This window comes from Wolbachia endosymbiont (group A) of Yponomeuta plumbellus (assembly GCF_947251575.1).
Taxonomy (GTDB): Bacteria; Pseudomonadota; Alphaproteobacteria; order Rickettsiales; family Anaplasmataceae; genus Wolbachia; species Wolbachia pipientis.
Map to the genome: position 1 here is coordinate 358,328 of NZ_OX366353.1, position 14,371 is coordinate 372,698.

Sequence of the window (14,371 nt, forward strand, 5' to 3'; positions counted from 1 at the left end):
CATGCGATTATATCTTTTTTAATATAAAGGATATATACTTATGCATTATATATTTTTTTGTATGAGGAGTTATATGAAAATGAAAAGATTATGTGCTTTAGCTGTGTTGCTCACTTCATCTCTAGCAGGTACAGCTAATAATAGTGCAAGTAAGTCAGAAGATCAGTATTATGCAGGTTTAAACTTTGGTGCTGGATGGGGTGGTGGCTTAAAAATAAAACCTAGCGTTGTTTTTGGTTATCATCATGACAAAAACTCTAAGTTTGAACTTGAGGTTCTCACTGACATAAGTGATATGTTTGGTAAAGAAGAAAAGAAAATGGGGGCTAGCTTATTAGCAAATTACCGTTATTACCCTAACCTTGATATTGATCCCGTTAAGCTATATGTTAGCGGAGGTTTAGGAGGATACCTACAAGTAATACCTTTTGGCTTTGGTAACAGTGGTACAAGTGAACCTGCAAGCAAAGGTATTGAAGCTGCTGGAGAGAAGGCATCTGTAGTAGATAAAATACTGGGTTCTATTTCCTATAAACTAAAGGTCGGTGTTGATTATGAAATTGCTCCACAGATAGTTGGTACAGTTGGTATTACCGCAGGCGGGCAACTAAGTGGCTTTAAACCACCAGTACAAATACCGGACGCGATTCTAGAAGTAGGAATACGTTATAATTTTTAATGCTGCTACTTAGTTCATAAAGGTAGAGGCAATGTTGAGGATGAAATAAACAGCATTAAAAAAATCTGGAAATATATGAGATACTTTTCGAATATGGTTTTGAACGCTGACTATAGATTAGAAAAATAACAAGAAAAAGGGTAAACATACTGTAATTGCTGTTGAATGATGGAGTCCATTATTTTAGCACGAAGTAACGAATTCAGTAGAATAAGTTCTTCAAAAATAATTTAAACTTTTATTAGTAGGAGCAGTCTCATGGAATATTATAGCGATCTCACTAAAAGAAACTTTTATAAGTATCGTTGATGAGAAAGGAAAAATTGTTAAGGAAGAAGTTGTTGCAAGAGAAAGTAAGGCAATAGCTGAATTTTTTCTTGGTCAAGGCAAAAAATATGAATCCATGGGAATAGAAAGTGGACAGTTGTCAATTGACCTTACCCAGAAAAAGTGGAGAGAAAGTGTGGAATGTTTTTTACAAAAAGAATGATGCATCAAATTGTTCTGGAATGCAATAGTTAATAGTGACGTTGTTTGTTATAAAAAATTTCTATGTATTCAAATATTGCAGTTCTAGTTTGTTGAGCAGAGTGTTGTGAAGTATCAATAAGTATTTCTCTTTTCAATGAGCTAAAGAAGCTTTCTGCAACAGAATTGTCGTAACAACAGCCTTTATTACTCATCTATATTCTTTACAGCTAAGAGATATTGATACCCTTGCGCAGTATATTGTGAACCTTGGTCACTGTGCAGCAGTAGATTTTTAACAGGTTTACGCTTGTTAACGTCCATTAATAAAGAGTCCATAACCAATTGTTTATTTATTGAACTGCTCATTAACTACCATGCGTGAATATAGATCGATTATTGTTGCCAAATATAGCCATCCTTCTTTGGTTTTTATATAAGTAATCCCATACTTTATTTGGTTGATCGACAATAAAGTTTTGGTCTAATATATTGGGAGCTACTGTCCGTTTGTTGTTTCTTAATTTTAAATTTTCTTCTCAATATAGCCTGAATACCATTTTTCTGCATAATACTTTGCACTGTTTTTAAGTTGCAACTTTTACCCAAAGCCTTTAATTCAGCATGAATTTTAGGAGCTCCATATCTACATTTAGAAGCTTGATATATTTTTTGAATATCTGCTAATAACTCTTTATTTGCTGATTCTCTACTGCTTATTTTCCTTGTAGTCCACTTATAGTAGCCACTAGCAGAAAATCCTACATAATTCCTGTACTTTATAGCAGTTACTATATAAAAAAATATTTTACTCTTTTTGACTGGCCAGGGCTTTTTTTAAAATGTCTCTTTCTCTTGTTACTTTTGCTTTGTAAATCAAACCTCTCTTTGTCGTAAGGAGCCATGTTACCTCTACCTGGAAATGCATCTGCTGCCGACTTTTTTTCGTTGTGTTTCTTTATCCATTTTCCTAATAAACCACCCTTTATTCCTAAATCTCTTGCTATTTTTGTAATTGTTTGACCTGCCTTTCTTTGTTCATTTGTCAGCTTAACAGCTTCCAATTTGAATTCTGCTGTATATTCTCTTCTATTTGTCATATTTTGAAAAAACGTTTTATTTTACTCCAAAAACGTCTTAACTTTCTCTCTACTTTTTCTGGGTAAGGTCAGTATGGGAAAAGGTGAAAGATGTACTAAAAAACCCAGAGATGATAAAAAAGGAATACCAACGTAGAGTATTAGAAAATAAAAATGATGAATCATCAGAGAAAAAGTTTGCAAGAAGAGAAAATCAAATAAAAGAAGGTATCGAAAAATTAATGGAAGATTATTATAGTCAAGAAAATGCAGGAGAGAAAGGATATATAAGCGAGGAAGAATTTAAACAGACAATGAGAAAAATGAAAGAACGCTTACAAGGGATAGAAGAAGAGAAAAAAAGGTAGTTGATCAGAAGGCAGTAGAAAAAGGAATAAGTCTTATTATAAATAGCATAAAGAATTTTTATTCTAGTGTAAAATCGAACCTGGAACAGCTAGATTGGCAAACTAAGCGCGGCATTATTAAAGCATTAATAGGACAAATTAACATTGGTTGTGATCAGGTAGAAGTAGGATTTCAGATCGAAGAACCAGCACAGGATGGGGGAATTCTTAATTTGTATCATTGTACTACACATCATAATAAGGGGGTTGGCGAAGGGTGTCAAGTAATTCCGTTCCTTATGGGTAAAAAAAGAGAAACTCTAAGTTGCAGCCGCACAATGTTTCTCTTTTCTGCTGTTGATGATTATTTCGCCTATTGTAACTGCCGCTAGAATAAAGCAATAATATACCTGTGTTAATAAAGAAATAGGTGATACAGAGGCGATGCTACCTGCTAGCAATAGTTGGGAACCATAAGGTAAGATACCTTTTGTAGCACAAGCAAAAACATCTAATAAGTATGCGCTGCGATGTGGCGCAATACTGTGTTTTTGTGCAAGCCTTTTTGCAATGCCACCACTTAGTAAAATAGCAATGGTATTATTGGCAACTAAGGTAGTAAACATAGACACAATTCCTACTATCACAAATTCAGCTTTAGTTTTTGTGATATTGCTTTCATCGATGAGTTTATGCAACGCTTTTTGACCTTGCTTGTACATTATATGGCTCAATCCACCGATAAATAGAGCAAATATCACTATTTCGTTTACTTTTTTGAAACCGTCATACACGTCATGAGGAAATTGAATGATAGCATAGTCAAAAAAAGTTATTCCTAGCACACCAGCAATAATTATGTTTATAGTTATTGTTACTAAAGTGGCGACTTCAAGCAGCCCCATGATTATTAAAGAAATGTAAGGAATAATTTTTATTATAGAATAATAATCTAAATTTGATATAGAAATAATTTTTGTACTATTTGAGGCAACTGCTAGGTAGATGAGTGTTATAATGCTGGCAATAAGTGCAACTTTAGAGTTCATTTTAAGTTTATCTTTTGCTGAAGCTTCCTGTGAAGAAACAGATGCAATGGTGGTATCAGATATCATCGAAAGGTTATCGCCAAACACGGCACCACCTACTACAGTTGCAGTTCCTATTTCGAGACCAAAAGCTCCACTTTTTGCCAGATTAACAGCTATAGGTACCATCAGCGCAACAACTCCCATAGATGTGCCAATTGCAGTTGAAATAAAAGCAGAAGCCAAAAATACTCCAGGCAGCAGTAATCTTGCTGGAAGGAAATTAAGAATTAAATTAGCAACAGTGTCTGCGCTACCGATTGATTGAGTCACCGCAGAAAATGCTCCAGAAAATAAAAAATTAAACACATAGTAAGGGTGTTTTTGTCACCCATGCCCTTGATAACAGTATCGATGTTATGCTGAATTTTATTTGTACCACGTGAGACAGCAAAAAATAGTGCTGGTAATAAGCAGATTACTGGTGAAACCTGATGAAGTGGATTATCAGTTCCGATAAAAGAAAAATAAGCACCACTTCCAAGATACAAGATTAAAAAAATAATCAAGGGGACAAAAGCTATCATTTTGCTGTACCTAAACTTATAACTATAACTAATTAAGTGGTTTTAAGCAAGTTTGGTTTTCACTAGTTCTACAGGAAGTCAATAGCAGAGTTTTAAACTTCATATTTAATCTACTAAATAAATAGCACATGTAGCTTATTGCTTGACAATAGGATCTAATTGTTGTCTAGATTCCAGCATCACGCGCACAACTGTACGAACATTTGTTTGCGAAGAAATGTTATAGCTGGTTTTGCTTCAAACACAAAGATATCATCCGAGTAGCTGAATACTTGGATCCAGAAAATTTTGCTGCGAATAAGCAAATTTGTTTGGTGAGCATAGAAAGTGGAATGTGTAAGCGCAGCCTCAACAGGGTGTCATCCAAGTAGCTGACTACTTGGATCCAGCTGAGTTGGTGAGTATAAAAGTATAGCTAACGCGAGCTCTACGTCACGCCGCCGCATACCGTCATACCGCGATTCATTCGCGGTATCTCTTAGCCGCTAACAAGCAGCGAGATGACGGTTGTCGTTTAGCTATAAATATTAAGAAATTTACCAAATAAAAAAAAGGCAAAAGAAGCCCCGTGGTTGGCTAATTACTTACATTATACTTTCAAGTATGGCGTTTTTTTTATTCTAAACGTTTAATAACCGCGATTCAGTTGCTTTTAAGCCGCAACTAATCTAAATTATAAACATTAAGAAATTTACTAAACAGAAAAAAAGGCAAAAGAAACCCTAGGGTAGCTAGTTATTCACTATCTATTTTTTAAGTTGGCGTTTTTTAATGTTTTAAATAGCGTATTTCAGCTTATATAGGTAGAAACCTAGAAGTTTTATAAAGACATGAGGTGCACATAGTGCAAAAAATTAAACATGAGACGCCAGATACATTAAGTTTTTTATCATTAATCCACTGCAGAGATTGCGAAGATAAATAAATAGCTTCAGTTTCATGATAAGGGGGCTGGCGAAGGGTGTCAAGTAAGTTTTTTCGTTTCTAACGGTTGTTAACGTGCTGCCAAAAACTATGCAAGAAGTCTATTGAAATCGCGTATATCAATCGTTGTAAAATCACACAATTGCTCTGTAGAGCTATGCCCTGTAATAATTACTATACCATTTTGCTCAGAGCGTATTGAGATTAAGTTCAGCACTAATTCACACGTTGCACTATCAAGATTACAAAATGGTTCATCTATCAGCCAAACGTTTGCATTAGAAATCAAGAGGCGAGCAAGCGCAACTCTCCTTTTCCAGCCTGCAGAAAGTTCGCCATATCTAATATTAAGTACAGGTTGCAACTGCAAGCAACAAATAGCTGCCACAATCAATTCTCTAGTATTTCGTATTCCTGCCCAGAATTCTACGTTTTGAGCAACAGTTAAGCTATCTTTACAGGCATTCTTATGGCCTATATAGACCATAGAAGATATATAGGATTTTGGATCATCATATATATCTTTTCCGCAGTGCCTTATATTGCCTGATACCGGCGGTAAAAGTCCAGATAAACTTCTAATTAAGCTGGTTTTACCACTACCATTTGGACCAGTGATTAGAATCTTTGATTTTAGCTCAGCTTTAAAACTGAGATTCTTAAATAGTACCTTATTATTACGAGTGCAGGATAAATTTTCACATTCAAGCATGGATTATCTGCCCTTTCCCTTATGTTTACCTTGAGTTGAAGCCTGAGCTTTTACAAACAGCTCCCAAAATCCTTTCTGTCCGCCTTCTCTATGTATCAATTGTGCAAAACGCTGCATTAAACCATTACCCATCATAACCATCTTTGTCCATTTACCTACCGGTTTTGCTATGTCAACTATTTCTGGATCTTCTTTATAAACTTGCACATCTTTTTGTTTCTCGCGTAGCGTTTCTTGTTGTTTCAGCAACTCTTTTTGCTTATTTTTTTGATATAATTCATTGAATTTTCTGTCTTCTTCCCACTCTTCTTTAAAAACTTTTCTAGGAAATATGATTTTTCTAATGCGATTTTTGTATATTTTTCTCAAAAAGAGAAATACTGCAGCTACAGCAAGTAATGTTACGCTATATAATATGATCTGTGTAAGTGGCATTTCCTGTATCTAATTCATTAAAAATACCCTTGCTATTATACCATAATTATAGAAATTGTGCAATTTTTTTGCGGGTAAAGACAATATAAAAGCAGTACTGCTCTATTTCGAAAATTGCGCAAATATCTGACGAACGGGCTTGTATGTAATAAGGTTTATTTCTATACTTCTTAAAGAATTTAGAAGTAAAACAAATATGAACTGCTATAAAACTCATACGTGCAATGAACTGAGGAAGAACGACGTAGAAAAGGAAGTTACCCTTTCTGGATGGTTATATCGTAAGCGCGACCATGGTAACCTAATTTTTGTTGATTTAAGGGACTTCTACGGAATCACTCAGCTAGTATTTAATAATGACAAAGACTTTTTTGATGAGATATCAAATTTAAAATTGGAGAGTGTAATTACTGTTACAGGAATAGTTGAAGCTAGAACTGAAGATACGGTAAACAGCTCTATTTCTACCGGAGAAATCGAGGTGATAGTCAACAATTTGCGCGTTGAGTCGGAAGTTGAGTTCCACTTTGATGAAGAAATAGCAAAAGAAGAAAGAAGTATATTGGCAAGCATTACCGGCGAGCAAGAATACCCAGAAAACATGAGATTTAAATATCGATTTCTTGACTTAAGACGTGAAAAAGTCCGCAACAATATTATTTTGCGCTCACAAATTATTGCAGAGCTCCGCAAGCTCATGATAGAGCGAGGATTTTTAGAGATTCAAACTCCAATACTCACTGCTTCCTCTCCTGAAGGAGCACGCGACTACCTAGTGCCAAGCAGGCTAAATCCTGGCAAGTTCTATGCATTGCCACAAGCTCCGCAGATTTTCAAACAGTTGCTCATGGTTTCAGGGTTTGATAAATATTTCCAAATTGCACCATGTTTTCGTGATGAAGACGCAAGGGCTGACCGTTCTCCGGGAGAGTTTTATCAGCTAGATCTTGAAATGTCTTTTGTGACTCAAGAGGACATATTTGACGTTATTGAATCTGCTTTATATAAAGTGTTCGCCAAATTTTCTCGCAAGTCTGTCGATAAAGATTTTCCACGCATTACATACAAAGAGGCAATGCTTAAGTATGGTTCTGACAAGCCAGATTTGCGTAATCCACTATTAATCAGCGATGTTACAGAAATTTTTCGTGATTCAGGGTTCAATATTTTCAAAAGCAATATTGAGCGTGGTATGGTAGTGAGAGCCATCCCTGCACCTAAAACAGCAGAGGAACCACGCAGCTTCTTTGATAAAAAGATAGAACATGCGCAAAAAGAATTCGGTGCTAAGGGTCTTGGATATATAACGTTTGATAAAGATGGAACTGCGAAAGGCCCAATTGCTAAATTTCTTGATGAAAATAGGCTAAACCACATAAGAGAAGCAACAAACATAGAGCCAGGAGATAGTGTATTTTTTGCTTCTGACAAAGAGAATGAGGCGGCAAACATTGCAGGAAAAGTACGCACTCTTTTAGGGTCAGAACTCAGTCTTATAGATGATAATATCTTCAAGTTTTGTTGGATCATTGATTTTCCATATTTTGTATATGACGATAAAAGTAAAAAAATAGATTTCTTTCATAACCCATTCTCCATGCCACACGGTGGTCTGAAAGATTTAGAGGACAAAAATCCACTGGATATCCTTGCTTACCAATATGATCTTGTTTGCAATGGAATAGAACTGTCAAGTGGGGCGATTCGTAATAACAAACTGGATATCATGTATAAAGCTTTTGCCATTGCAGGTTATAGCCGGGGAGAAGTTGATACAAGATTCGGTGCACTTGTACGTGCATTCAGATTTGGTGTTCCTCCTCATGGTGGAATAGCACCAGGAGTTGATAGAATAGTTATGCTGCTTGCTGATGAGCCAAATATTCGTGAAGTAATCTGTTTTCCTATGAACCAGCAAGGTGAAGATGTTCTAATGGGTGCTCCTTCCAAGGTGGAGGATAAGCATTTACGTGAATTATCCTTGAAGGTTATTGAATGAAAAATTTTATAGCAAGGAGCACCGGTTAATGATATATTAGGTTATGTTAAATTGAAAGACCATGAATAATATCCGAAAAGCAATACTATCGGGCATGATCTGTAACATGATTGTGTGGTATGAACTCACTCTTTTTGGAGTATTAACAGATACAATCATCAACGTTTTTTTCCCATCAGAAGATCATTATTTGAGTACACTCAAATTCCTTGGTGTTTTTGCAATTGGTTTTGCGTTTAGACCAATTGGTGCAGTAATTTTTGGTTATATGGGAGATAAGTATGGCAGAAGAAAGACTTTACTTACTTCAGTAATATTAATTTCAATATCATCCACAATTATGGGAATTATACCTGGGTATAAAGAAATAGGGTTGCTTTCACCTGTATTGCTTGTGTTTTGTAGAATAGTGCAAGGAATAACTGCAGGAGGTGAAACAAGCATTAATACAGCATTTACGATAGAGCATTCAAAAAATAAAAAAAATCTAGGTTTCTTAGGAAGTATGAAGCCCTTTAGCGGAGCCCTTGGAACGCTCTTATGCATAACAATGATATTTATCTGCAAAAGAGTTACAGGTGAGAACTATGAAATATGGGGATGGAAGTTGCTTTTTTATTTTTGCTTTTTTTTGGGGACAATAGGTTTTTTAACTAGGTACATATTAAAAGAAAGCTTAGCATATAAAACTAATAAGTACGCTAATAATTTAGCACATTCACCATTGTTAGAACTAGTAAGAAACTATAAAAGACCGCTTATTATTTCAATCAATCTGGGAATTGCTCAGAATGCAATTGTCTACGCAGCAATAATGTTTTATAATATATCAATAAAAGAGCTAGTTATTTTATCTATTAGTGTTAAAGATTTAATGAGGATAGTAATACAGGTTGTATTTGCAGCATCTGCGGTACTTTTTGCAATTTTATCTGATAAAGTTGGAAGAAAACGCGTAATGATTCCTGTACTGATCATGCTATCTCTGATTGGTACATGTGTATTACCATTATTATCTTCCGTTAACCACTATGTCGTAATAATAACTTACTTATTGATTACTATACCAGTAGGTGCATCTTTTGGAATATATGGTTCTGTTATTTGTGAACTGTTTCCAACAAAAGTAAGATGCACTGGCGTAAGCTTAGCAAATAATATATCTGCAGGAATTTTTGGTGGCCTTTCTCCATACATATGCATGTGGCTTATAGAAAAAACCGAAACAAAACTTGCAGCAGGCATTTATCTTACTGCCTGCACATTAATTAGCCTAATATCTGTGCTTCAAATTAAAGCCAAAGACAGAAAAGTTGATTGGTGAAATCGTTTCAGTCGAAAAATAGCGCTTCAATGGATTTTTCGATGTGTTTAGTGATAGGAGCGGTGATAGTGATTTCTTTATTGTTTGGCAGTTTTAAAGATAAAGAATGCGAATGAAGGTGAATTTTATTTGCTATCCCATCAATAAAGGCTTTTTTACCACCATATTTACCGTCACCAAGAATAGGGCAATTTATATGAGCTAAATGTGCACGTAACTGATGGGTTCTGCCGGTAATTGGTTGTAATTTTAAATAAGCAACATTGTGTTTGGATTTTGCTATAATTGAAAAATGCGTAGTGGCATTCTGAGGTGAATTTTCATCAACGACCACTTTTTCTTGACCTGAAACATATTTTTTCACCAATGGATAGTCTATTGTTCCACTATCCTTGCTCGGTATGCCAGAAGTTAATGCTAAATAAGTTTTTTTTACTCTTCGTCCTTTAAATTCTTCCATAAGGTATCTGGCAACATTAGCGTTGCGTGCGAATATTATCACTCCACTCGTATCTCTATCTAGCCTATGGACAATTTTAAATGTTTCTCCCTCTCTTATTTGGTCAAGCAAATCACTCATGCTAATCTTTACTTTTACGCCACCTTGAACGATGACCCCTGCGGGTTTGTTTATAGCTAGTATATATTCGTCTTCATATAATATGTTCTCTCTTAGTAGATTCACTAACTTTTCATTATATTTGCGATCAGAATTAGCGTTTTCAATATAATTCAAGTGCTTCAGCGTTATAGTTTGCCCAGAATTTACTCTATCACTGGACTTTGCTTTGCAATCATCAACTTTGATTAATCCTTTCCTTAAAGATTTTTCAATTACAGATTGCTTTAGATCAGGAAAGATTCTTCTGATGTACCTATCCAGCCTAACGTTATCGTCTTCTATTAATATGGTTTTTATACTTTGTAGCATTCCATTATTTATAATGAATATCTAGTGAAATGTCAATTATTGGTGTCATTCCAGTGTCAAGCACTGGAATGACACCGAAGGGGTTACTGCCGTCATAAAGGAACCAGTGTCAGCTACTCGGATGACAGGAGAAGGAGACTACTGAGATGACAGCTAGCCTGACAACCGCCATCCCGCTGCTTGTTAGCGGGATCTAGAGATACCGCGAATGAATCGCGGTATGACGGTTCGCGGCGGCATGACGTAGAGCTTGCGTTAGCTATACTTTTATACTCACCAACTCAGCTGGATCCAAGTAGTCAGAGCACTGGGATGACAAAAAAAGGAGGGCACTTGGATGACGGGAGAAGGAGCTATTTGGATGACATCGTTTACTATACAATGTTTGTACAGTTCTGGATAAAAAAATTAGCTAACAAATTTATAAACATCAGTATACAGCTCATCAACGCTTGGTTCTTTACTATTTTTGGCAAAATCTTCCGACTTTTTTACTAAATCACGTATTTCCTTATCAATTACTTTGCACTCTTCTTCTGAAGCCATTTTATTATCTGTCATGTATTTCTTTAAAGTGCTTATAGGGTCATGATTTTGCTTCATATCTTCAACTTCTTCTTTTAAGCGATAAGTAGCAGGATCTGACATTGAGTGACCGCGATATCGATATGTCTTCATTTCAAGCAGGATAGGCCCTTTTCCGCTGCGTGTGTGTTCCGCTGCTTCGCTTGTAGCCTCATAAACAGAGAAAAAATCCATTCCATCAACTTGTTTTCCAGGAATACCAAAACTTTCTCCTCTTTTATATAACTCTGTTACTAAAGTTGACCTTTGCACGGAGGTTCCCATTGCGTATTCATTATTTTCTATGATGTAAACCACAGGCAACTCCCACAAAGATGCCATATTAAACGATTCATATACTTGTCCTTGATTTGCAGCACCGTCGCCAAAATATGTAAATACCACATTATCTTTTTTCTTATATTTATTAGCAAATGCTATTCCTGTGCCAATTGGAACTTGTGCTCCCACTATTCCATGCCCGCCGAAGAATTTTTTTTCAACGTCAAATACGTGCATCGAACCACCTTTACCTTTCGAGCATCCTGTTTCTTTGCCGGTAAGCTCTGCCATTACAACATTTGGATCAGAATCACATGCGAGCATTAAGCCATGGTCTCTATAACTTGTGATAAAAGCGTCACCTAATTTTGATGCAGCTTGAGTTCCAACTGCAACTGCTTCTTGTCCTATTGATAGGTGACAGAACCCGCCTATTAATCCCATCCCATATAATTGTCCTGCTTTTTCCTCAAATCTGCGTATGAGTAGCATTTTCCTGTAGAATCCAATTATCTGTTCTTTAGTGAAATTTTCTGCTTTCATATCGATTTCTTTTTCATTAAACTAACACAATACCAGGAATTTTAAATTTTTGCTAATGAACTATTACCACTGGCTTGAGGCTTTTCACGTTATCTCTGTTATCATGTGGATGGCAGGTATGCTTTATTTACCCAGGCTTTATGTCTACCATGCAACTGTAAAACCGGGATCGGAAAATGATAGCTTGCTTCAAACAATGGAAAAGAGGCTACTTAGATATATCATAAACCCTGCAATGCTTTTCTCACTTGGTCTTGGAATTACACTAATGGTTATTAGGGAAGAATATCGTGAAGGATGGTTTCATGTAAAAGCATTTGCAATACTTTTGATGTTAATTATTCATATGCTACTTGCAAAATATAGGAAAAATTTTGCAATGGGTTCGAATAAGAAGTCACATATTTATTTTCGCGTTTTAAATGAAGCAGTTACAGTATTGATAATAGTTATAGTTATTATGGTTGTTGTAAAACCTTTTTGACTGACCTTACCCAAAAAAAGCAGAAAGCTCGTATCTGTTCAGATGCATGGCTAATGTACAATACTGAAATAAAAATTCCAGTGCTCCCTTTCTTGTCATTCCAGTGCTTGACACTGGGATCCAGCTTTCTTTACAAATTCACCAAAAGTGCTTCATTCTATAACGCAAAACCCATACTCACCAAACTCAATGCATTACTTGCAATTAAGTTTCCTGGATGCCAGTGTCAAGCTACTCGGATGACACCATTCTTTTTCCTGGATCCCAGTGTCAAGCACTGGGATGACAAGAAGAGGGCACTGCCCTCTTGGATGGAAGCCAGTGTTAGCTACTTTCATGACACCCTGACAACCGTCATCCCGCTACTTGTTAGCGGGATCTAGAGATACCGTGATGGTATGACGTAGGGGTTGCCGAGAACTTGTCATCCAAGTGCTTGACACTGAGATCCAGTTTTTCGTATAATTTTGTCAAAATCTATTGTGCTAGCAAGTTCACTAGCGTCACGCGCTGGTCTGTTAGACATTTACGTGTAGGGTGAAGAAATTTTGAAAAAGACATACCAAATATGAAAGGCCTATATATTAAAACTTACGGCTGTCAGATGAACGTTTATGACTCCGTTTTAATGGAAAATGTAATTAAACCTTTGGGGTTCAACGTTGTTAGTGATGCAGGGAAAGCCGATTTAGTGATACTGAATACTTGTCACATTAGAGAGAAGGCAGCAGAAAAACTTTACTCAGAGCTTGAGAAGATTCATTCGTTACGAAAAGAAATGACTATAGTGGTGGCTGGGTGTGTAGCGCAAGCAGAGGGAGAAGAAGTGTTCAGAAGGGCTCCTTTTGTTGATATTGTTGTTGGTCCGCAGAGTATCGCTACCTTACCGGAGCTGATAGTCAAAGCAAGCAGAAGTAAAGGTCATGTAATAAACACTGATTTTCCTGAAGTTGCAAAGTTTAATAAATTGCCAGATGAATGCTATGGCAATAGCCAGGGGTCTTCTGCGTTTCTTGCCATACAAGAGGGTTGTGATAAATTTTGTACGTTTTGTGTAGTGCCCTATACTCGTGGAGCTGAGTATTCACGGCCAGTGAATGAAATATTTCGTGAAGCATTGAAATTAGTTGCAAATGGGGCAAATGAGATCAATTTGCTTGGTCAGAACGTCAATGCTTACCATGGGGAGTGCGAAGGGGAAGTGTGGGATTTAGGAAAATTAATTAGTCATATTGCTAAAATTGAAAAGCTAGAGAGGATTCGTTATACAACTTCTCATCCAAGAGATATGCATGAATCTCTCTACTTGGCACATGCGGAAGAGCCAAAGCTCATGCCGTTTGTTCACCTGCCTGTGCAGTCTGGTTCGAATAAAATATTGCACGCGATGAACAGGAAACACACTGCAGAGGAGTATTTGGAAATAATAGACAGATTTCGCAAATTGAAACCTGAAATCGAATTTTCTTCTGATTTTATTGTTGGTTTTCCTGGAGAAACCGAAAAAGATTTTGAAGAAACTATGAAATTAGTAGAAAAAGTTAGATATGCTCAGGCTTATAGTTTTAAATACAGCCCAAGACCAGGCACACCGGGAGCGGAAAGAAAAGATCAAGTACCAGAAGAGGTTAAAACAGAGCGCCTTCTTCGTTTACAGAAATTAATTAGTAAGCAACAACTTGAGTTTAACCAGAGTATGGTAGGTAAAACTATACCTGTTCTATTTAGCGATAAAAAAGGTAAACACCAAAACCAAATTATTGGTAAAAGCCCATATATGCAATCAGTGTGCATTGATGATTCTGAAGATAAATACAGGGACAAAATAGTAAATGTGAAAGTGTTGGAAGCTCGGCAGAGTAGTTTGCTGGGGTGTGCATTTCACTGATTTTAAGCAGCGTTAAATATAAATCTTAAGCAAAGAGTATTGAAAAAATGCAATCATAATCTTTTTCAAAAGTTACAAAGTTTAATTGCTACCTCTG

General features: G+C 36.2%; 11 protein-coding genes and 2 pseudogenes. 6 read left to right on the forward strand and 7 right to left on the reverse strand.

Features of this window, described 5'->3' with window-relative positions; genetic code table 11:
- Positions 1 to 73 precede the first annotated feature (73 nt).
- Positions 74 to 679 carry a hypothetical protein gene (locus OPR39_RS01805; RefSeq protein ID WP_265038925.1) on the forward strand — a complete coding sequence of 202 codons (606 nt, stop codon included), beginning with the start codon at positions 74 to 76 and terminating at the stop codon, positions 677 to 679.
- A 475-nt stretch (positions 680 to 1,154) separates the two neighbouring features.
- On the opposite strand, the pseudogene OPR39_RS07395 reads toward OPR39_RS01805, so the two are convergent.
- Positions 1,155 to 2,247, reverse strand: a pseudogene (locus OPR39_RS07395) (IS3 family transposase).
- Between the two features lie 83 nt (positions 2,248 to 2,330).
- Here OPR39_RS07395 and OPR39_RS01825 point away from each other — a divergent pair.
- Positions 2,331 to 2,594 (forward strand): hypothetical protein, encoded by a 264-nt coding sequence (locus OPR39_RS01825; RefSeq protein ID WP_010082214.1) that lies wholly within the window; start codon positions 2,331 to 2,333, stop codon positions 2,592 to 2,594.
- Between the two features lie 299 nt (positions 2,595 to 2,893).
- Here the strand turns inward: OPR39_RS01825 and OPR39_RS01830 are convergent.
- The 3 genes and pseudogenes from OPR39_RS01830 to OPR39_RS01840 form a co-directional block, all read right to left on the reverse strand.
- A pseudogene (locus OPR39_RS01830) lies at positions 2,894 to 4,188 on the reverse strand (Na+/H+ antiporter NhaC family protein).
- A 1,012-nt stretch (positions 4,189 to 5,200) separates the two neighbouring features.
- Positions 5,201 to 5,824 (reverse strand): heme ABC exporter ATP-binding protein CcmA, encoded by a 624-nt coding sequence (gene ccmA / locus OPR39_RS01835; protein WP_015589045.1) that lies wholly within the window; start codon positions 5,822 to 5,824, stop codon positions 5,201 to 5,203.
- A 3-nt stretch (positions 5,825 to 5,827) separates the two neighbouring features.
- Positions 5,828 to 6,259 (reverse strand): hypothetical protein, encoded by a 432-nt coding sequence (locus OPR39_RS01840; protein ID WP_006279891.1) that lies wholly within the window; start codon positions 6,257 to 6,259, stop codon positions 5,828 to 5,830.
- Between the two features lie 196 nt (positions 6,260 to 6,455).
- Here OPR39_RS01840 and aspS point away from each other — a divergent pair, with 196 nt between their 5' ends.
- Together aspS and OPR39_RS01850 are read left to right on the forward strand one after the other, a co-directional pair.
- A complete protein-coding gene (aspS, locus tag OPR39_RS01845; protein ID WP_015589044.1) occupies positions 6,456 to 8,258 on the forward strand; it encodes an aspartate--tRNA ligase in 1,803 nt (600 codons plus the stop codon).
- Between the two features lie 61 nt (positions 8,259 to 8,319).
- Positions 8,320 to 9,582, forward strand: coding sequence for an MFS transporter (locus tag OPR39_RS01850; protein ID WP_265038927.1), 1,263 nt, complete (start codon positions 8,320 to 8,322; stop codon positions 9,580 to 9,582).
- 7 nt (positions 9,583 to 9,589) lie between these two features.
- Here OPR39_RS01850 and OPR39_RS01855 read toward each other — a convergent pair whose 3' ends face one another.
- Together OPR39_RS01855 and pdhA are read right to left on the reverse strand one after the other, a co-directional pair.
- Entirely contained in the window at positions 9,590 to 10,513 is a 924-nt protein-coding gene (locus OPR39_RS01855; protein ID WP_006279888.1) for an RluA family pseudouridine synthase, read from the reverse strand.
- 408 nt (positions 10,514 to 10,921) lie between these two features.
- Positions 10,922 to 11,902: a pyruvate dehydrogenase (acetyl-transferring) E1 component subunit alpha gene (gene pdhA, locus OPR39_RS01860; protein WP_006279887.1), complete on the reverse strand. Its 981-nt coding sequence runs from the start codon at positions 11,900 to 11,902 to the stop codon at positions 10,922 to 10,924.
- A 55-nt stretch (positions 11,903 to 11,957) separates the two neighbouring features.
- Here pdhA and hemJ point away from each other — a divergent pair, with 55 nt between their 5' ends.
- Entirely contained in the window at positions 11,958 to 12,386 is a 429-nt protein-coding gene (gene hemJ, locus OPR39_RS01865; protein ID WP_265038929.1) for a protoporphyrinogen oxidase HemJ, read from the forward strand.
- A 194-nt stretch (positions 12,387 to 12,580) separates the two neighbouring features.
- Here the strand turns inward: hemJ and OPR39_RS01870 are convergent, their stop codons facing one another.
- Complete coding sequence (locus OPR39_RS01870) at positions 12,581 to 12,724, reverse strand: hypothetical protein (protein ID WP_167482809.1); 144 nt, start codon at positions 12,722 to 12,724, stop codon at positions 12,581 to 12,583.
- Positions 12,725 to 12,954: 230 nt separating this feature from the next.
- On the opposite strand from OPR39_RS01870, the gene miaB reads away from it, so the two are divergent.
- The gene (miaB, locus tag OPR39_RS01875; protein WP_265038933.1) at positions 12,955 to 14,274 is read left to right on the forward strand and encodes a tRNA (N6-isopentenyl adenosine(37)-C2)-methylthiotransferase MiaB; all 1,320 of its coding nucleotides are present in this window, start codon (positions 12,955 to 12,957) and stop codon (positions 14,272 to 14,274) included.
- Positions 14,275 to 14,371: the final 97 nt, after the last annotated feature.

Coding starts and splice junctions, on each gene's coding strand:
- OPR39_RS01805 (WP_265038925.1), top strand. CDS start 74: ATGAAAATGAAAAGATTATGTGCTTTAGCTGTGTTGCTCACTTCATCT.
- ccmA (WP_015589045.1), bottom strand. CDS start 5,824: ATGCTTGAATGTGAAAATTTATCCTGCACTCGTAATAATAAGGTACTA.
- OPR39_RS01840 (WP_006279891.1), bottom strand. CDS start 6,259: ATGCCACTTACACAGATCATATTATATAGCGTAACATTACTTGCTGTA.
- aspS (WP_015589044.1), top strand. CDS start 6,456: ATGAACTGCTATAAAACTCATACGTGCAATGAACTGAGGAAGAACGAC.
- OPR39_RS01850 (WP_265038927.1), top strand. CDS start 8,320: ATGAATAATATCCGAAAAGCAATACTATCGGGCATGATCTGTAACATG.
- OPR39_RS01855 (WP_006279888.1), bottom strand. CDS start 10,513: ATGCTACAAAGTATAAAAACCATATTAATAGAAGACGATAACGTTAGG.
- pdhA (WP_006279887.1), bottom strand. CDS start 11,902: ATGAAAGCAGAAAATTTCACTAAAGAACAGATAATTGGATTCTACAGG.
- hemJ (WP_265038929.1), top strand. CDS start 11,958: ATGAACTATTACCACTGGCTTGAGGCTTTTCACGTTATCTCTGTTATC.
- OPR39_RS01870 (WP_167482809.1), bottom strand. CDS start 12,724: ATGAAAGTAGCTAACACTGGCTTCCATCCAAGAGGGCAGTGCCCTCTT.
- miaB (WP_265038933.1), top strand. CDS start 12,955: ATGAAAGGCCTATATATTAAAACTTACGGCTGTCAGATGAACGTTTAT.